Genomic DNA, 18,109 nt, shown 5'->3' with positions numbered 1-18,109 from the left:
AATTAAACTTCGTAATGAATTACGTGTTCACTCAGAGACTTGGTATTCATTTATCGTCTTGCGACGTTAAGAATCCGTATCATTGAGTGCCCACACAGATTGTCTGATAAATTGTTAAAGAGCAGTGTCGCTTCGCTTTTTCTCAGCGGCGCGGGGTGTGCATATTAAGCCATCCCGCTACAGAGTCAAGTTTTATTTCACTTTTCTCTGCTGAAGTTCTCTTAAGAACCTCGCTGACCCGGCGGCTTGCGTGCCGTTGTTCCGTGTCAGTGGAGGCGCATTATAGGGAGTTCTGAGACGTTGACAACCCCTGTTTAAAAAAAACTTTTCAACCGTCTCTTTTTTGAGCAAAACCGCCTTAAACTGGCAGTTTTTCAAGCGTTTCGAAGCCGTAGCGCTGTAAAACGGGTAAAAGTCGTACAGTCTCCGCCGTCAACGCCATGCAAAATGCTTTATTCTCTTCCGTCGATTTCGCATCTGGCGCTTCATGTTCCAGCAGCCAGGCCGTTCGACGCGCAATCGCCGCGCCGGAATCGATCATCCGCGTGCCTTCCGGAAGCACCTGCAGCAGTTCATCGCGCAGCAGCGGGAAATGTGTGCAGCCAAGCACAACCGTATCCGGCGGCTCCTGCATCCGCAGCCACGGGCGCAGAATTCGACGCAGCTCATCCAGCGAAACGGGATCGCCATGCAATTTCGCTTCCGCCAGCTCCACCAGTTCTGCCGATCCCAGCATTTCGATTTTGCATTCATTGGCAAAACGGGCGATGAGCTCATGCGTATAAGGACGCTTCACCGTGCCACGCGTTGCCAGTAAGCCGACAATACGGTTCGCCGATAAACGCGCCGCCGGCTTAATGGCTGGCACCACACCGACCACCGGGAAGCCAAACTTCTCGCGCAGGGCGGGTAAAGAAACGGTGCTTGCGGTGTTACAGGCGATAATCGCCAGGGAGAGCGGGTAACGTTGCTGGACGGCGGTCACAATCTCAACCACGCGCTCAACAATAAACTCTTCGCTTTTCTCCCCATAAGGGAAGGCAACGTTATCGAAGGTGTAGATGTAATGAAGGTCCGGCAGAAGTTGACGGACCTCATCATAGACCGACAGCCCACCGACACCGGAGTCAAACACCAGTACGGTAGGCCGTGGTTCAGAAGGTGTAGCTGCCAGACAAGGTGTATTCCCGTCCTGCAGTTTGGTAGCCATAAACTGTCTCGTAATCTTTATCGAACAGGTTGGCTATTTTACCACGAACTGTGAGCTGTGAGGTGACTGGATATGACGCGGAAATATCAACCGTGCTGTAGCTCGGTAAAACCTGCTGTTTCGGGTTGTATTGTGACGTGTTGTTATCGTAGCGACGACCGTAGTACTGCCACGACACATCCATGTCCACATCAAACATTGTCCAGTCGAGTTGATATTTCGCCTGACGCTTAGAGCGGCGTGCCAGCACTTCATCATTCTCGTCGTTACGCGGGTCCATATATTGCAGCGTCACGCGGTGATTAAAGATCCCCGTATCAAAACTGCCGGTCCACTCCACGCCTTTAATGGTTGCCGAGTTGATGTTGGCGTACTCGCCGTCATAGGTAACCGGGTCGGAATAGTAGGTAATCAGGTTAGAGATCTTGTAGTGATACGCTGACAAACGCCAGTCTAGTGGCCCCGTCAGACCTTCCAGCCCTGCTTCCCACTGTTTTGACTCTTCCGGTTTCAGATCCGGATTCGAACTGATACCAAAGCGTGTAGAACCAAACTGCTGACCTAACGATGGTGCCAGGAAGCCGGTACCATACGATAACGTCACTTTATAGTTCTCAACGAACTGCCAGCCTGCCGCCGTTTGCCATGTCCCGTGCCAGCCAAACTGATTATCGTGGTCTTCACGACCAGAGGCTTCCAGCGTCACAACATCGCCAAACTGCTGCTGCCCGGTAAGATAGAGCCCGGTATTGTCGCGCTTATAGGTATCGGATATCGCCGTATCCGACGAGGTCAAACGCTGCTGCTGCCAGTCTACCCCGGCGCTTACCGAACCATGCCCGACAATCAGGTTGTTCCCCCACTGGAGATTGCGCTGGGTCATGCGGTCAAGCGTCGTGCCGTCTTTATAACGACCATAAATACTGCTGTAGTTATAGTCCTTCACCTTCTGATAGCTGGCGATAAGCTCAGAAGAGTAGATCCCGGAATGGAATCGCAGGCCGGTATCCCAGGTCTGGTTATAAAGCTGCTCTTCATCAGCGCTGTACGCAGGCGAGTACGGCGGGCTTCCCAGGTCGTAATCGACATTATTGGTATAGCTGTGGCCCCGGAAGAAGCCATCGAAGCTATCGTTGAATTTATGCTCCAGGCTACCCCAGAAGGTCTTATTGCGGAAGCCATCGCGGTCGTTGTCGTGGCTCCAGGTCGAGCCCGGCTGCACATCAAACCCTTTGGTGGTTTCATAAGAACCCGCCACCGTCGCTACCGTGTCGCCAAAACGCTGACGCAACGTGCCATCGTATTGTTGATAGCCTTTAGAGCCCATGCTGGCGGAAATTTTCGATTGTTCCTCATCAGAGTGGGTAATGATGTTGATCACCCCGCCCATCGCGCCGGAACCATAAATCGCCGAGCGCGGCCCACGGATATACTCCACGCGCTGAACTAACGAAAGCGGGATCTGGTTCAGGTCCGGGTTATTTGAGATACCGGGGCGGGTCATCGGAATGCCATCGACCAGCACCAAAACCTGCTTGGTCTCAGTACCGCGGATAAAGAGCGAAGAACTCTGCCCCATCCCACCATATTGCGCGATATCCACACCCGGCAGGCGACGCATGACGTCATTAAGATTTTTGGCCTGCCAGCGGTCGATGTCATCTCGGGTGACGACATCCATCGGTGCGAGGACGGTATTAACCGGTTGCTGGAAACGGCTGGCGGTTACGACGAGAGTGTCTGAAGTGCTGTCCTGCGCCCAAACGGAAAAAGCCGATACGGATAACGCCGTCATCAGCGAAGTTTTTTTAATCATTGTTAAAGCATCCACAATAGAAAAAGGATGCCGCCGGTTTCATCGATAGCCCGCGATGATGAAAACCCAGTGCGACGTCACCCGGCAGGTCTTCGGGCTCGGGGGCGTTTACCGGATGAAGACTTCCCACCTTTTCAGGCAGTGTCTGCAAAATGCGTTCATCCCACCACTCCTTACCGCTGCGCGTCAGCCCCAGATTTTCACTGGATTCCCTTTTAACTCACAGGACCGGAACCCGGATGCTACATTTAGTTACATATAGATGTCCAGACTGCCATCACGATTTAGGAAAACATCAATCGCTGGACATCCCCTGAGCAGGCCCTACAATCCCCGCGTACTTTTATTATTCAGGATGCATCATGACCCCCGAACACCTTCCTACCGAGCAATACGAAGCGCAGCTGGCCGAGAAAGTGGTCCGTCTGCAAACGATGATGGCCCCGTTCAACGCGCCGGTTCCGGAGGTGTTTCGCTCGCCAGTCAGTCATTACCGCATGCGTGCGGAATTTCGCATCTGGCATGATGGGGACGACCTGTACCACATCATTTTCGATCAGCAGACCAAAAGCCGCATCCGCGTCGATTCCTTCCCGGCAGCCAGCGAGCTCATCAATACGCTGATGACCGCCATGCTGGACGGCGTGCGTAATAACCACGCGCTGCGCCACAAACTGTTCCAGATTGATTATCTGTCTACTCAAAGCAATCAGGCGATCGTCTCTCTGCTGTACCATAAGAAGCTCGACGACGCATGGCGTGTGGAAGCGGAGGCGCTGCGCGATGCATTACGTGCGCAGAACCTGAATGTGCATATCATCGGCCGCGCGACGAAAACGAAAATCGCGCTGGATCAGGACTATATCGACGAGCGTCTGCCAGTAGCCGGGAAAGAAATGATCTACCGCCAGGTGGAAAACAGCTTCACCCAGCCGAACGCGGCAATGAACGTGCAGATGCTGGAGTGGGCGCTCAACGCCACGGAAAACTCAACCGGTGATTTGCTGGAACTCTACTGCGGGAACGGCAACTTCTCGCTGGCGCTGGCGCGCAACTTTGACCGCGTGCTGGCAACCGAAATCGCCAAGCCGTCCGTCGCCGCCGCGCAATACAACATTGCGGCGAACCACATTGATAATGTGCAGATTATTCGCATGTCGGCGGAAGAGTTTACCCAGGCGATGAACGGCGTACGGGAATTCAACCGCTTGCAGGGAATTGATTTAAAAAGCTATCAGTGTGAAACGATTTTTGTCGATCCGCCGCGCAGCGGGCTGGATAGCGAAACCGAGAAAATGGTGCAGGCGTATCCGCGTATTCTGTATATCTCCTGCAACCCGGAAACGCTGTGTCAGAATCTGGAAACATTAGGCCAGACGCATAATGTGGAGCGCCTGGCGCTGTTTGATCAGTTCCCGTATACGCACCATATGGAGTGCGGCGTACTGCTGACGAAGAAATAGACTCTTTGCATTGCCGGATGCGGCGTCATCGCCTTATCCGGCATACAGCATTGCGCTATTCAGAAATCTCGTGCTTCCGATTACGCATTTTCACGCCAATCCAGAACACCAGAATCACCGACAGCACCGCTGGCAGGAAGTTAGAGCCGATATCCGGATATTCCGCGCGCACCACGGTGCTATACAGCAGCACGCCCAAAATAAAGCAGGCCGCCGCCAGTCCAGGTAACCCCACCGGCATCGTGCGATTCTGATACCGCTGATGCAGACAGTACACCGTCAGCACCAGCGCAATAATCGGGAATACAGAGAACGGCACAATGGAGCTAAACAGCGCCGCAAAAGTTCCGTTAATTGATAAGCCAGCGATCAGCGCCAGCAACAGCGTTCCTTTATCTTGTCCTGACTGTTTCATTGCTCGTCTTCCACCTTATTCGGAATGATGTGTCGTTTTTTCCTGTTCGCGACGATACCAGTAATACGCACCTTTCGAGATCATGCGCAATTGCAGCACCAGCCGCTCTTCCAGCTGGCGTCGCTGTTCCGGCGTGACATCTAACGCTTCCGCGCCTGCGCTAAAGACAATCGTCACCATCGCTTCCGCCTGCGCTTCGGTAAACGCGCGCGGCATATGGTTTTCGATTTCCAGATAGTCGGCAAGTTCCGCAATGAAGTGCTGAATTTCGCGCGCGACCGCAGCACGAAACGCCGCAGACGTGCCGGAACGTTCGCGCAAAAGCAGGCGAAAAGCGTTCGGGTTATTGCCAATGAACTCCATAAATGTCGATACGGAGGTGCGGATCACGCTGCCGCCTTTAGCGATACGCTGACGCGCCTGGCGCATCAACTGACGCAGCATCAGGCCGCTTTCGTCCACCATCGTCAGCCCTAGTTCATCGACATCACGGAAATGTCGGTAAAAGGAGGTTGGCGCAATGCCCGCTTCGCGAGCCACTTCACGCAGACTCAGGCTGGCAAAGCTTCGCTCAGCACTCAGTTGACTAAATGCTGCTTCCACCAGCGAACGCCTGGTTTTTTCTTTTTGTTGCGCTCTAACGCCCATCACGATGATTGAATCCTTCCAAATGCCTTGTTGGCACTATACCAGAGATTAAAACTAATCGACTTACACTGCTTTGTGAATGATTGTTTACGGGCGATTTATGCTCTTTTGCATGAAAAAAGCACAATGATAATTGGGTTATCCCGGTGAAGATGTTATGATTCTGTTGCTTTTATGTATAAGAACAGGTAAGCCTTACCATGCCAAATTCCTACGATTATGATGCAATAGTAATTGGTTCCGGCCCCGGCGGCGAAGGCGCTGCTATGGGTCTGGTGAAACAGGGAGCGCGTGTCGCCGTTATTGAGCGTTATCATAATGTCGGCGGCGGATGTACCCACTGGGGCACCATCCCCTCAAAAGCACTTCGTCATGCCGTTAGTCGTATTATTGAATTCAACCAGAACCCCCTTTACAGCGACCACACCCGACTTCTCCGTTCCTCTTTCGCCGACATTCTGAACCATGCTGACAGCGTGATTAATCAGCAGACTCGCATGCGTCAGGGCTTTTATGAGCGTAATCACTGCGAAATTTTGCAGGGCAACGCGCATTTCGTTGACGAACACACGCTGGCGCTGGAGTGTCCGGACGGCTCGGTCGAAACCCTGACGGCGGAAAAATTCGTCATCGCCTGCGGCTCGCGCCCCTACCGCCCTGCCGATGTTGATTTCAGCCACCCACGCATTTACGACAGCGACTCGATCCTCAGCCTGCATCACGAACCACGCCACGTCATTATCTACGGCGCAGGGGTGATTGGCTGTGAGTACGCCTCCATTTTCCGTGGAATGGACGTCAAAGTAGATCTGATCAACACCCGCGACCGTCTGCTGGCGTTCCTTGACCAGGAGATGTCGGACTCGCTTTCTTATCATTTCTGGAACAGCGGTGTGGTGATTCGCCACAACGAAGAGTACGAGAAAATTGAAGGCCTGGACGACGGCGTCATCATGCACCTGAAATCCGGCAAGAAACTGAAAGCCGACTGTCTGCTGTTCGCCAACGGGCGCACCGGGAATACCGATTCACTGGCGCTGGAAAACATCGGCCTGCAATGTGACAGCCGTGGTCAGTTAAAAGTGAACAGCATGTACCAGACCGCGCTGCCGCACATTTACGCAGTGGGCGACGTCATTGGCTATCCAAGCCTGGCCTCAGCCGCTTACGATCAGGGCCGCATTGCCGCGCACGCGATGGTAAAAGGCGAAGCGACGGCGCACCTGGTGGAAGACATTCCAACCGGGATTTACACCATTCCGGAAATCAGTTCTGTGGGTAAAACCGAACAGCAACTGACGGCGATGAAAGTGCCGTATGAAGTGGGTCGGGCGCAGTTTAAACACCTGGCGCGCGCGCAGATTGTCGGCATGAACGTGGGAACGCTGAAAATTCTGTTCCACCGGGAGACGAAAGAGATTCTGGGTATTCACTGCTTTGGCGAACGCGCGGCGGAGATTATTCACATCGGCCAGGCGATCATGGAGCAAAAAGGCGGCGGTAACACCATCGAGTACTTTGTTAACACCACCTTTAACTACCCGACCATGGCCGAAGCCTATCGGGTAGCGGCGCTTAATGGCTTAAACCGCCTTTGGTAACGCTTTCTCGTCGAAGTGACCTTCCATCGCTCCACGGATAGCCTCTGCCAGTTGCTCATAGCGACTGCGCAGGGGTGATCCCGGACGATAAACAAGGCCCACGGTGCGGCGAGGTTCTGGTTTAATGCACGGCAGGTAGACAACGCCATCGCGACGACGCTCCTTCGGCACAGCCAGCGCCGGTAACAGCGTAATGCCGCTGCCTGCCGCCACCATATTACGCAGCGTTTCGAGGCTGGTTGCCCGGAAATGCGTATCTTCATCAGCGCCCGCTTCAAAACAGAAGCCCAGCGCCTGGTCACGCAGACAGTGACCATCTTCCAGCATCAGCAGCTTCTCACCCGCCAGATCGGACATCGGCACGCGATCGCGCTCGGCCCACGGATGATCTTCATAGATCGCCAGCATCATTGGCTCATCAAACAGAGGCACTTCGATAAACGCCTCGCTCTCTTTCACCAGCGCCAGAATGGCGCAATCCAGCTTACCGCTGTCGAGCTGTGCCAGCAGTTGATGCGTTTGCGCTTCATGCAGGTACATTTCGAGTTTTGGGAAAGTCTGGTGAAGCATTGGGATAATGTGCGGCAGCAGGTACGGGCCGACCGTCGGAATCAAACCGATATGCAGCGGACCAGACATGGTCTCTCCCTGCTGGCTTGCCATTTCCTTGAGCACTTTGACCTCACGCAGCACCGTGCGCGCCTGATCCACCAGCAGCAAGCCTGCCTGGGTGAAAAGCACTTTACGGCTGGTGCGTTCCAGCAACATCACGCCCAGCTCATCTTCCAGCTTGCGGATTTGCCCACTCAGCGTTGGCTGACTGACGTGGCACGAGTCTGCCGCCCGACGGAAATGCCGGTGTTCGGCTAACGCGACCAGGTATTCAAGATCACGAATATTCATTATTCATCCTCCATTGCCACGATAGTTCGCGGCGATAGATAGAATAGCAATGAACGATTATCCCTATCAAGCTTTCTGTTCAATAATGCAACACAGAAACGGAGCGGTACCTCCTTAACCCTTGAAGTCACCGTGATGTTTCGCAGAGTTTCTCTCAAACTCGAAATAACTAAAGCCAACGTGAACTTTTGCGGACCCTCAGGTCCGCATTTTTTTTGTACGAATACCCCTCACCCCAACCCCTCTCCCGGAGGGAGAGGGGCGAGTCCGCAGAATAATTGTGAACTTATGTCTGTGCTCGTTCGGTCCCCTCTCCCTGAGGGAGAGGGTTAGGGTGAGGGGGAAAATCGTTAAATCAAACGCTGTTTCGCATCGCTAATCGCCTGCGCCACCTGCTTCGGTGATACGCCGCCTTTCGCCGCACGTTTATCCAGGCACGATTGCAGCGACAGAATCGGATACACGTCATCGCCAATCACGCTGCTGAATTTTTGCAGATCGGCCAGCGCCAGCGCTTCCAGCGGTTTGCCCTGTTTAATGGCTTCAACCACTGCTTCGCCCACGATATGGTGCGCTTCGCGGAACGGCACGCCTTTGGCGACCAGATAATCCGCCAGTTCTGTCGCGTTGGCGTAACCCTGCTGCGCCGCTTCCTGGCAACGCGGACGTTTCACCTGAATACCGTCCAGCACCAGCGCCGCCATATGCAGACAATCCAGCCAGGTGTCGAGTGCGTCGAACAGGCCCTCTTTGTCTTCCTGCATATCTTTGTTATACGCCAGCGGCAGACCTTTCAGCGTCATCATCATGCCGGTCAGCGCGCCCTGCACGCGGCCACATTTACCGCGAATCAGCTCCAGCGCATCCGGGTTTTTCTTCTGCGGCATCAGGGAAGAACCTGAGGTCACGCGGTCAGACAGTTCGACGAAATTCGCTTCCCCGGAGTTAAAGAAGATCAAATCTTCAGCAAAGCGCGACAAGTGCACCATGCCGATAGAGGCATTGGACAGCAGTTCCAGCACGTGGTCGCGGTCAGAAACGCTGTCCAGGCTGTTGCGGGTCGCAGAGGCAAAACCCAGCCAGCCAGCCAGTTGTTCACGGTCAATTTCGTATGCCGTACCGGCCAGCGCACCGCTACCCAGCGGGCTAACGTCGAGGCGTTTTACCGCATCCTGCAGGCGGCTTTCATCGCGCGCCAGCATCTCAACATAAGCCAGACACCAGTGAGCAAAAGTCACCGGCTGCGCACGTTGCAGGTGGGTGTAACCCGGCATTACTGCATCCTGATTCTGCTGCGCGGTTTCCACCAGCGCGCTCTGCAACTGGCGGTTAGCGGATAGCAGTTCCGCAACGGTATCTTTGCACCACAGTTTCAGGTCGGTCGCCACCTGGTCGTTACGGCTGCGCCCGGTATGCAGTTTTTTGCCCAACTGGCCGACTTTGTCGATAAGCTTGCCTTCCACCCAGCTATGAATGTCTTCGGCATCGCTTTGCAAAATTTGCTGCGGGTTTGCACGAACCTCTTCCAGCAGCACGTTCAGCGCCTCTTCCAGCTGCAACTGCTCTTCAGCCGTCAGCACGCCGACCGTGACCAGCGCTTTAGACCAGGCGACAGAGCCAGTGATATCCTGTTCCGCCAGGCGATAGTCGAAGCGCAAAGAGTCGTTGAACTGTTTGAACCGTTGATCCGCTGCCTGAGTAAAACGCCCGCCCCAAAGTGCCATAACTCGTTTCCTTAAAATTCGTTTAATGTTGCCTGAAAGCTACCCTCACGCACCGATCGGTCCCCTCTCCCTGTGGGAGAGGGTTAGGGTGAGGGGAAATATTAAGCCAGAATCCGCGTGCCAATCGGCGTGCCATTAAACAGCGCCGGGAGTTGCTCCGCATGACGCCATGATGCGATATCCACCGGGCGACCCAGCGTGCGTGCGGCATCCAGCGCCGCATTCACTTTCACAATCATGCCATCGGTAATAATGCCCTGCTCGATCAGTTGCTCTGCTTTTTCCGCCGTCATCTCGGCGATACGCTGGCCTTTCCCGTCGAGAATGCCGCTCACATCAGAAAGCAGAATAAGATCCGCGCCCAGCGTCGCCGCCAGCGCCGTCGCCGCCTGATCCGCATTGACGTTCATCAGTTCGCCTTCGGCCGTCACGCCAATTGAACTGACAACCGGCAGGAAGCCACCGTCCAGCAGCAGGTTAATAAGTTTTGGCGAACCCGGCATCGCTAGGCCGACATGGCCCAGTTCTTCATCGAGTTTCGTCACCTTGACGCTATCGCCGTCGCCCAGGAACAGGCCAACAGAGGCGATATCATGTTTCTTCGCCCACGCCAGCAGCGTTTTGTTGGCCGTCCCCGCCAGTGCACCGGTGATAATGTCAATCTGATCGGCAGGCGTCACGCGCAGGCCGTTCTTCTTTTTCACCGGCAGATTGAGCTGTTTCATCAGTTCATCCACCACGCAGCCGCCGCCGTGCACAATCACTAACGGGCGCTGATGTGACTCACGATAATTCACCAGTGCGGTAAACAGACGCTCCAGCGCCTCTTCGCTATCCAGCAACACGCCGCCTAATTTGATAATTAATGGATTCATCGTCATCACACCTTAAAGAAGAGACTGCGTTTCGGCGAAGCCGAAACGGATATTGGCGCACTGAATGGCTTGCGCCGCGGCGCCTTTTAACAGGTTATCTTCCGCGGCCACCACAATCAGGTGCTGGTCCTGCACGGCAAAACCGATATCACAGAACGGTAAACCGACCACGTTTTTCAGCGCCGGAATGCCTTTGTCATAGAGACGCACCAGCGGTTTGTGGGCATATGCCTGCTGGAAGGTCGCCGCCACCTGGTCTGCATTCACGCCCGGTTTCAGGCGGCAGGTGATGGTTTCAAGGATGCCGCGTTTAAAGTTACCCAGGTGCGGGGTAAAAATCACCTGCGCCCCCAGGTGGGTTGAAATTTCCGGGTGATGGCGATGGTTAAACACGCCATACGGTTGCAGGCTCACTTCGCAGAAGCTGTTGGAAAGCGCAGCCTTGCGCCCTGCTCCGCTCACGCCACTGGTGGCGTCGATCACCGGCCACTGGGTGAGATCCAGCAGATCGGCATCAATCAGCGGTTTAAGCGAGAGCTGTGCCGCCGTCGGGTAGCAACCCGGCACGGCGATCAGGTTGGTCTCTTTCAGCGCGTCGCCGCACCACTCGGCGAGGCCATATACCGCCTGCTCAAGTAATTCAGGATGCTGATGGGTGAAGCCGTAATATTTTTCGTAGAAAGGCGCATTGTTGACGCGAAACGCCCCGGAGAGGTCAAACACCACGCAACCGGCGGCCAGAAACTGCGGGGCCAGATCGTGGCTGACTTCGTGCGCGGTGGCGAGGAAAACCACATCCACACCGGCGCTGAATCCACTGATATCCGACATCGGCTGCAACGGCAAATCCACAATGCCCTTCAGCTGCGGATGCAGGTCAGAGATTAACTTTCCTGCATCATTGCTTTGCGCTGAGACCGTCAAAGCGGTTATGTTCATATGCGGATGGCGATTTACATAGGTCACAAGCTCTGCGCCAGCATAGCCACTGGCACCTACAATCAGCGTATTCAACATCGGGGCTGTTCACCTTCTTACGTCATATGCCTGGGAAGAATGCTTATCTTCCTCACCCTGTTGAGCGTCTTTTGCCTTTTACCCTACGGTTTAAGGGTTTTCTTACGCTCAACGATATTGTATTTTTATTCACAAATACTGCATGAATATTGATACTATCACGACCTGAGGTGTGTCAACAATGAAAAACAATTTACCGCCATTTATCGAGATTTACCGTGCATTGATCGCCACACCTTCCATCAGCGCGACCGAGGAAGCGCTTGATCAAAGTAATGCGTCTTTAATCACTCTGCTGGGCGATTGGTTTGCCTCGTTAGGCTTTAACGTCGAAATCCAGCCGGTTCCCGGCACGCGCAATAAATTCAATATGCTGGCCAGCACCGGAAACGGCGCAGGCGGCCTGTTGCTTGCCGGTCACACCGATACCGTACCGTTTGACGATGGCCGCTGGACGCGCGATCCCTTCACCCTGACCGAGCATGAAAACAAGCTCTACGGTCTGGGCACCGCCGACATGAAAGGCTTCTTCGCCTTTATTCTCGATGCCCTGCGCGATGTGGACGTGACAACGCTGAAAAAGCCGCTCTACATTCTGGCGACCGCCGATGAGGAAACCAGCATGGCAGGCGCGCGCTACTTTGCCGAAACCACCGCCCTGCGTCCGGACTGCGCCATCATCGGTGAGCCAACGTCATTGCAGCCTGTACGTGCGCACAAAGGCCACATCTCCAGCGCCATTCGCGTGATGGGGCAATCGGGCCACTCCAGCGACCCGGCGCGCGGCGTCAACGCGATTGAAATTATGCACGACGCGATTGGCCGCGTGATGCAACTGCGTGACTCACTGAAAGAGCGCTATCACTACGAGGCGTTTACCGTGCCTTACCCGACCCTCAACCTCGGCGCCATTCACGGTGGCGATGCGTCAAACCGCATCTGTGCCTGCTGCGAACTGCATATGGATATTCGCCCGCTGCCGGGTATGACGCTGAACGATCTCAACGGGTTGCTGGATGAAGCACTGGAACCGGTAAGCGCCCAGTGGCCTGGCCGGTTGACTGTCTCCGAACTGCACCCGCCGATCCCGGGCTACGAATGCCCGCCGGACCACCAGTTGGTTCAGGTGGTGGAAAAACTGCTCGGTGCACAAACCGAAGTCGTGAACTACTGTACCGAAGCGCCGTTTATCCAGACCCTGTGCCCAACGCTGGTACTCGGACCGGGCTCTATCAACCAGGCCCACCAACCGGATGAATATCTGGAAACGCGGTTTATCAAGCCGACGCGCGAATTGATCACCCAGGTTGTGCATCACTTCTGCTGGCATTGATATGCCCCCCTCACCCTAACCCTCTCCCTCAATGGAGAGGGGACCCGATTTTCTCCCTCTCCCTGTGGGAGAGGGCCGGGGTGAGGGCATCCGCGCGCACATTTCCATAAGCATTACTTATCTGACACGATGCGAATTAAATTTCGTAAATTGCCGCTATTTACTCGATTGCTGAAGCGATTTCGCAGCAATTGACGTGGGGGTTTTTACGTGGCTTTATAAAGGAGGTTGCTTATCCTGGCTTTGCGTTCCGAAGCCTGGGGTATAACAAAATAAAATGAGATGGGGTGTCTGGGTTAACATGAACGAACAATATTCCGCGTTGCGTAGTAATGTCAGTATGCTCGGTAAAGTGCTAGGCGATACCATCAAGGATGCGCTTGGTGAGAACATTCTTGACCGTGTAGAAACTATCCGTAAGTTGTCGAAATCCTCCCGCGCTGGCAATGAAGCCAACCGTCAGGAACTGCTGACAACGCTGCAAAACCTCTCCAATGATGAACTGCTGCCGGTGGCGCGTGCCTTCAGCCAGTTTCTGAACCTGGCGAATACCGCCGAGCAGTATCACAGCATCTCGCCAAAAGGCGAAGGCGCGAGCAACCCGGAAGTGATTGCACGTACGCTGCGTAAACTCAAAGACCAACCCAATCTCACCGAAGCCACCATTAAAAAAGCCGTCGAATCACTGTCGCTGGAGCTGGTCCTGACCGCGCACCCGACCGAAATCACGCGCCGCACGCTTATCCATAAAATGGGCGAAATCAACGGCTGCCTGAAGCAGCTGGATAACAAAGATATCGCCGATTATGAACGTCACCAGCTGATGCGCCGCCTGCGCCAGCTGATTGCTCAGTCGTGGCATACGGACGAAATTCGTAAGCACCGCCCAAGCCCGGTGGATGAAGCCAAATGGGGCTTCGCCGTGGTGGAAAACAGCCTGTGGGAAGGCGTGCCAAATTATCTCCGCGAGCTTAACGAACAGCTTGAAGAGAACCTGAACTACCGCCTGCCGGTCGATTTCGTCCCCGTTCGCTTTACTTCCTGGATGGGCGGCGACCGTGACGGCAACCCGAACGTCACCGCCGAAATCACGCGTCACGTCCTGCTGCTGAGCCGCTGGAAAGCGACCGATCTGTTCCTGAAAGATATTCAGCTGCTGATCTCCGAACTGTCGATGGTCGAGTGCACCGACGAACTGCGTGCCCTGGTGGGCGAAGAAGGTTCGCAGGAGCCGTACCGCTATCTGCTGAAAAACATTCGCAGCCAGTTAATGGCGACCCAGTCCTGGCTGGAAGCACGCCTGAAAGGCCAGCGTCTGCCAAAACCGGCAGGCTTAATCAGCCAGAACGAACAGCTGTGGGACCCGCTTTACGCCTGCTATAAATCCCTGCAAGCCTGCGGAATGGGCATTATCGCCAACGGCGAACTGCTCGACACCCTGCGCCGCGTGAAGTGTTTCGGCGTGCCGCTGGTACGTATTGACGTCCGTCAGGAGAGCACTCGCCACACTGAAGCGCTCGGCGAGCTGACCCGCTACCTGGGCATCGGCGACTACGAAAGCTGGTCCGAAGCCGACAAACAGGCGTTCCTGATTCGTGAACTGAATTCCAAGCGCCCGCTGCTGCCGCGTAGCTGGGAGCCGAGCAACGAAACGCGCGAAGTCCTTAATACCTGTAAAGCGATTGTCGATGCGCCGGTTGGCTCGGTCGCCGCCTATGTCATCTCGATGGCGAAAACGCCGTCCGACGTACTGGCCGTGCATCTTCTGCTGAAAGAAGCGGGCATTACTTTTGCTCTGCCGGTTGCGCCGCTCTTTGAAACGCTTGATGACCTGAACAACTCGAACGATGTCATGACGCAGTTGCTGAATATCGACTGGTATCGCGGCTTTATTCAGGGCAAACAGATGGTGATGATTGGCTATTCCGACTCCGCGAAAGATGCGGGCGTGATGGCCGCCTCCTGGGCGCAGTACCAGGCACAGGACGCGCTGATCAAAACCTGCGAAAAAGCCGGTATCGAACTGACTCTGTTCCACGGTCGTGGCGGCTCCATTGGCCGTGGCGGCGCGCCAGCCCATGCGGCACTGCTTTCTCAACCGCCGGGAAGCCTGAAAGGCGGCCTGCGCGTGACCGAACAGGGCGAGATGATTCGCTTCAAATACGGCCTGCCGGAAGTCACCGTCAGCAGCCTGTCGCTGTATACCAGTGCGATTCTGGAAGCGAACCTGTTACCGCCGCCGGAGCCGAAAGAAGAGTGGCGCGGCATTATGGACGAGCTGTCCGATATCTCCTGCGAGATGTATCGCGGCTACGTGCGTGAAAACAAAGATTTCGTGCCTTACTTCCGCTCCGCGACGCCGGAACAGGAGCTGGGCAAACTGCCGCTCGGTTCGCGCCCGGCAAAACGTCGCCCGACCGGCGGTGTGGAATCCCTGCGCGCCATTCCGTGGATCTTCGCCTGGACGCAGAACCGCCTGATGCTTCCCGCCTGGCTGGGCGCGGGTGCAGCGCTGCAAAAAGTGGTGGAAGATGGCAAACAGAGCCAGCTCGAAGCGATGTGTCGCGACTGGCCGTTCTTCTCCACGCGTCTGGGGATGCTGGAAATGGTATTCGCCAAAGCGGACCTGTGGCTGGCGGAATATTACGATCAGCGCCTGGTGAAAAAAGAGCTGTGGGGTCTGGGTGAAGAACTTCGCACCTTGCTGGAAGCCGATATCAAAGTGGTACTGGCAATCGCCAATGACGCACATCTTATGGCCGACCTGCCGTGGATTGCCGAGTCAATCCAGCTGCGTAACATCTATACCGACCCGCTGAACGTACTCCAGGCCGAACTGCTGCACCGCTCTCGTCTGGCGGAAGAAGAAGGCAAAGAGCCGGATCCTAACGTTGAACAGGCGCTAATGGTCACCATCGCAGGCGTTGCGGCAGGTATGCGTAACACCGGCTAATCAATTTAAGTTAAGTCTCAATGAAATAAGTGCGCTGGCTCACACCGAGTTAAGCGCATTTATTTTTTTGATTTCGCCGCAAAACCTTTTCATATTCGCTCTGTCTATCAATGTGCTCGACGTGATTTTTTACTGCTGCAACAATAACGGCTGGAGTGCACCTTAAGGTTCACTTAATAAAATATTGTTACGGTTGGCGCCACGAATTCTGACAGGCTTAATTTATGCTCTCCACTACTACCCCGGCTGAAACTAAGTTTAGCTGGAAGGCCCTTGGTTGGGCGCTGCTCTACTTTTGGTTTTTCTCTACCCTGCTACAGGCCATTATTCTTTTAACGGGCTATAGCGGTACGAACGGATTTCGTGACTCTCTCTTATTCAGCTCGCTGTGGCTGATCCCCATTTTTCTGTTCCCGAGTAAAACGCGCATTATTGCTGCCGTTATTGGGATAGTGCTGTGGGCCGCCTCGCTGGCGACGCTGTGCTACTTCGTTATCTATGGGCAAGAATTCTCGCAAAGCGTGCTGTTCATTATGTTCGAATCGAACGCTAATGAAGCCAGCGAATACATGAGCCAGTATTTCAGCCTGAAGATTGTGCTGACGGCGGTGGCGTATACCGCGGTGGCGATTTTCCTGTGGTCGAGACTGAAGCCTGTCTATATCCCACACCTCAGCCGCTGGCTGGTTTCTTTTGCGCTACTGTATGGGTTAATTCTTAATCCTATCGTGGCTGGAAGCGTTGTCGGTGATAAACCGCTGGAAAAAACGCTGAACGGTATGGCCTCCCGTATGGAGCCCGCCGCACCGTGGCAGTTTATTACCGGCTACTATCAATATCGCCAGCAATTAACCAGCCTGAACAAGCTGTTAAGCGCTAACAACGCATTACCGCCACTGGCGAATTTAAAAGACAGCTCCGGCGATGCGCCGCGCACGCTGGTGCTGGTGATTGGGGAATCGACCCAACGTGGCCGTATGAGCCTGTATGGCTACCCGCGTGAAACCACGCCGGAACTGGATGCCCTGCATAAGAGCGATAAGAACCTGACCGTCTTCAACGACGTCGTGACGTCTCGCCCTTATACCATCGAAATCCTGCAACAGGCGCTGACCTTTGCGAACGAGAAAAATCCGGACCTCTACCTGACCAAACCGTCATTGATGAACATGATGAAACAGGCCGGGTACAAAACGTTCTGGATAACTAACCAGCAGACGATGACCGAACGTAACACCATGCTGACGGTATTCTCGAAGCAAACGGACAAACAGTTCTACATGAACCAGCAGCGTACGCAGAGCGCGCGCGAATACGACACCAACGTGCTGGACCCTTTTAAAGAAGTGATGGCTGACCCGGCGCCGAAGAAATTGATCATCGTTCACCTGCTGGGTACGCATATCAAGTATGAGTATCGCTACCCGGAGAAATGGGGCAAGTTTGACGGCAAAACCGACAATCTGCCTGCCGGTTTATCGCAGGAACAGCAGGACGAATACAACGCCTACGATAACGCGAACCTGTACAACGACCACGTTGTCGCCAGCCTGATCAACGAGTACAAAGCAACGGACCCGAACGGATTCCTGCTCTACTTCTCCGATCATGGTGAAGAGGTTTACGACACGCCGCCGCATAACATTCAGGGGCGCAACGAACTGGCACCGACGCGTCACATGTATACCGTACCGTTTATGCTGTGGACGTCTGAAAAATGGCAGGCTGCGCATCCGCGTGATTTCTCGCAGGACGTTAACCGCAAGTACAGCAGCTCGGAGCTGATCCATACCTGGTCCGACTTAGCAGGGCTGAGTTATGACGGTTATGACGCGACGCGTTCCATCACCAGCCCGCAGTTCACGCCTATGACGCGCTGGATTGGCAACCCGTACAAGAAAAACGGCTTAAAAGATTACGATTCACTGCCTTACGGAGAACTCCAGGGTAATCAGTAAGAATTGCCTGATGCGCTCCGCTTATCAGGCCTACAGGTTTTCTGCAATTTATTGAATGTAGGCCGGATAAGGCGTTTACGCCGCATCCGGCAAAACAAAGCGCACGTTGTCTGCAATCTTTGAGGCCACTTCATTCAGGAGTGGCCTTTTTTTTCGCATCCCGTTAATGTTGCGAGCAATGCAACAGAGAAGG

Annotated in this window: 13 protein-coding genes and 1 riboswitch; of the genes, 5 read left to right on the top strand and 8 right to left on the bottom strand. The window is 54.6% G+C overall.

Going from position 1 to position 18,109, the window contains the following annotated elements:
- Positions 1–358 precede the first annotated feature (358 nt).
- Both murI and btuB read right to left on the bottom strand, forming a co-directional pair.
- Positions 359–1,210 (bottom strand): glutamate racemase, encoded by an 852-nt coding sequence (gene murI, locus ACWWFX_RS18290; RefSeq protein WP_015966472.1) that lies wholly within the window; start codon positions 1,208–1,210, stop codon positions 359–361.
- Positions 1,155–3,026, bottom strand: coding sequence for a TonB-dependent vitamin B12 receptor BtuB (gene btuB, locus ACWWFX_RS18285; RefSeq protein ID WP_473224430.1), 1,872 nt, complete (start codon positions 3,024–3,026; stop codon positions 1,155–1,157). The genes murI and btuB overlap by 56 nt, the downstream gene beginning before the upstream one ends.
- Positions 3,027–3,092: 66 nt before the next feature.
- A riboswitch (cobalamin riboswitch) is annotated at positions 3,093–3,274 on the bottom strand.
- A 114-nt stretch (positions 3,275–3,388) separates the two neighbouring features.
- Here btuB and trmA point away from each other — a divergent pair.
- The gene (gene trmA / locus ACWWFX_RS18280; RefSeq protein WP_276223482.1) at positions 3,389–4,489 is read left to right on the top strand and encodes a tRNA (uridine(54)-C5)-methyltransferase TrmA; all 1,101 of its coding nucleotides are present in this window, start codon (positions 3,389–3,391) and stop codon (positions 4,487–4,489) included.
- 55 nt (positions 4,490–4,544) lie between these two features.
- Here trmA and ACWWFX_RS18275 read toward each other — a convergent pair whose 3' ends face one another.
- Positions 4,545–4,904, bottom strand: a complete 360-nt coding sequence (locus ACWWFX_RS18275; RefSeq protein ID WP_015966475.1) for a YijD family membrane protein — start codon at positions 4,902–4,904, stop codon at positions 4,545–4,547.
- 15 nt (positions 4,905–4,919) lie between these two features.
- The gene (gene fabR, locus ACWWFX_RS18270; RefSeq protein ID WP_015966476.1) at positions 4,920–5,555 is read right to left on the bottom strand and encodes an HTH-type transcriptional repressor FabR; all 636 of its coding nucleotides are present in this window, start codon (positions 5,553–5,555) and stop codon (positions 4,920–4,922) included.
- 197 nt (positions 5,556–5,752) lie between these two features.
- Between fabR and sthA the strand changes: the two genes are divergently transcribed.
- Positions 5,753–7,153 carry a Si-specific NAD(P)(+) transhydrogenase gene (gene sthA / locus ACWWFX_RS18265; RefSeq protein WP_149464197.1) on the top strand — a complete coding sequence of 467 codons (1,401 nt, stop codon included), beginning with the start codon at positions 5,753–5,755 and terminating at the stop codon, positions 7,151–7,153.
- On the opposite strand, the gene oxyR is transcribed toward sthA, so the two are convergent.
- The 4 genes from oxyR to argC all read right to left on the bottom strand — a co-directional run bounded on the left by oxyR (position 7,136) and on the right by argC (position 11,672).
- Complete coding sequence (oxyR, locus tag ACWWFX_RS18260) at positions 7,136–8,056, bottom strand: DNA-binding transcriptional regulator OxyR (protein ID WP_015966478.1); 921 nt, start codon at positions 8,054–8,056, stop codon at positions 7,136–7,138. The genes sthA and oxyR overlap by 18 nt on opposite strands.
- Before the next feature lie 350 nt (positions 8,057–8,406).
- Positions 8,407–9,780 (bottom strand): argininosuccinate lyase, encoded by a 1,374-nt coding sequence (gene argH, locus ACWWFX_RS18255; protein WP_456146717.1) that lies wholly within the window; start codon positions 9,778–9,780, stop codon positions 8,407–8,409.
- A gap of 101 nt (positions 9,781–9,881) precedes the next feature.
- The gene (gene argB, locus ACWWFX_RS18250; protein WP_015966480.1) at positions 9,882–10,655 is read right to left on the bottom strand and encodes an acetylglutamate kinase; all 774 of its coding nucleotides are present in this window, start codon (positions 10,653–10,655) and stop codon (positions 9,882–9,884) included.
- A 12-nt stretch (positions 10,656–10,667) separates the two neighbouring features.
- Positions 10,668–11,672 (bottom strand): N-acetyl-gamma-glutamyl-phosphate reductase, encoded by a 1,005-nt coding sequence (argC, locus tag ACWWFX_RS18245; RefSeq protein WP_473224429.1) that lies wholly within the window; start codon positions 11,670–11,672, stop codon positions 10,668–10,670.
- A gap of 181 nt (positions 11,673–11,853) precedes the next feature.
- On the opposite strand from argC, the gene argE reads away from it, so the two are divergent.
- From argE to ACWWFX_RS18230, 3 genes are all read left to right on the top strand, one after another.
- The gene (gene argE, locus ACWWFX_RS18240; RefSeq protein WP_276223500.1) at positions 11,854–13,005 is read left to right on the top strand and encodes an acetylornithine deacetylase; all 1,152 of its coding nucleotides are present in this window, start codon (positions 11,854–11,856) and stop codon (positions 13,003–13,005) included.
- A 301-nt stretch (positions 13,006–13,306) separates the two neighbouring features.
- Entirely contained in the window at positions 13,307–15,958 is a 2,652-nt protein-coding gene (ppc, locus tag ACWWFX_RS18235) for a phosphoenolpyruvate carboxylase (RefSeq protein WP_276223503.1), read from the top strand.
- A 224-nt stretch (positions 15,959–16,182) separates the two neighbouring features.
- Positions 16,183–17,916 carry a phosphoethanolamine transferase CptA gene (locus ACWWFX_RS18230; RefSeq protein WP_276223505.1) on the top strand — a complete coding sequence of 578 codons (1,734 nt, stop codon included), beginning with the start codon at positions 16,183–16,185 and terminating at the stop codon, positions 17,914–17,916.
- The last annotated feature ends 193 nt before the right edge of the window (positions 17,917–18,109 follow it).

The organism is Pseudocitrobacter sp. 2023LY-00077, assembly GCF_055796175.1.
This window is presented reverse-complemented; position numbering and strand designations above follow the sequence as displayed.

What these genes read in the sequence shown, in the direction of transcription:
- murI (WP_015966472.1), bottom strand. Translation starts at nt 1,210, where the DNA reads ATGGCTACCAAACTGCAGGACGGGAATACACCTTGTCTGGCAGCTACA.
- btuB (WP_473224430.1), bottom strand. Translation starts at nt 3,026, where the DNA reads ATGATTAAAAAAACTTCGCTGATGACGGCGTTATCCGTATCGGCTTTT.
- trmA (WP_276223482.1), top strand. Translation starts at nt 3,389, where the DNA reads ATGACCCCCGAACACCTTCCTACCGAGCAATACGAAGCGCAGCTGGCC.
- ACWWFX_RS18275 (WP_015966475.1), bottom strand. Translation starts at nt 4,904, where the DNA reads ATGAAACAGTCAGGACAAGATAAAGGAACGCTGTTGCTGGCGCTGATC.
- sthA (WP_149464197.1), top strand. Translation starts at nt 5,753, where the DNA reads ATGCCAAATTCCTACGATTATGATGCAATAGTAATTGGTTCCGGCCCC.
- oxyR (WP_015966478.1), bottom strand. Translation starts at nt 8,056, where the DNA reads ATGAATATTCGTGATCTTGAATACCTGGTCGCGTTAGCCGAACACCGG.
- argH (WP_456146717.1), bottom strand. Translation starts at nt 9,780, where the DNA reads ATGGCACTTTGGGGCGGGCGTTTTACTCAGGCAGCGGATCAACGGTTC.
- argB (WP_015966480.1), bottom strand. Translation starts at nt 10,655, where the DNA reads ATGAATCCATTAATTATCAAATTAGGCGGCGTGTTGCTGGATAGCGAA.
- argC (WP_473224429.1), bottom strand. Translation starts at nt 11,672, where the DNA reads ATGTTGAATACGCTGATTGTAGGTGCCAGTGGCTATGCTGGCGCAGAG.
- argE (WP_276223500.1), top strand. Translation starts at nt 11,854, where the DNA reads ATGAAAAACAATTTACCGCCATTTATCGAGATTTACCGTGCATTGATC.
- ppc (WP_276223503.1), top strand. Translation starts at nt 13,307, where the DNA reads ATGAACGAACAATATTCCGCGTTGCGTAGTAATGTCAGTATGCTCGGT.
- ACWWFX_RS18230 (WP_276223505.1), top strand. Translation starts at nt 16,183, where the DNA reads ATGCTCTCCACTACTACCCCGGCTGAAACTAAGTTTAGCTGGAAGGCC.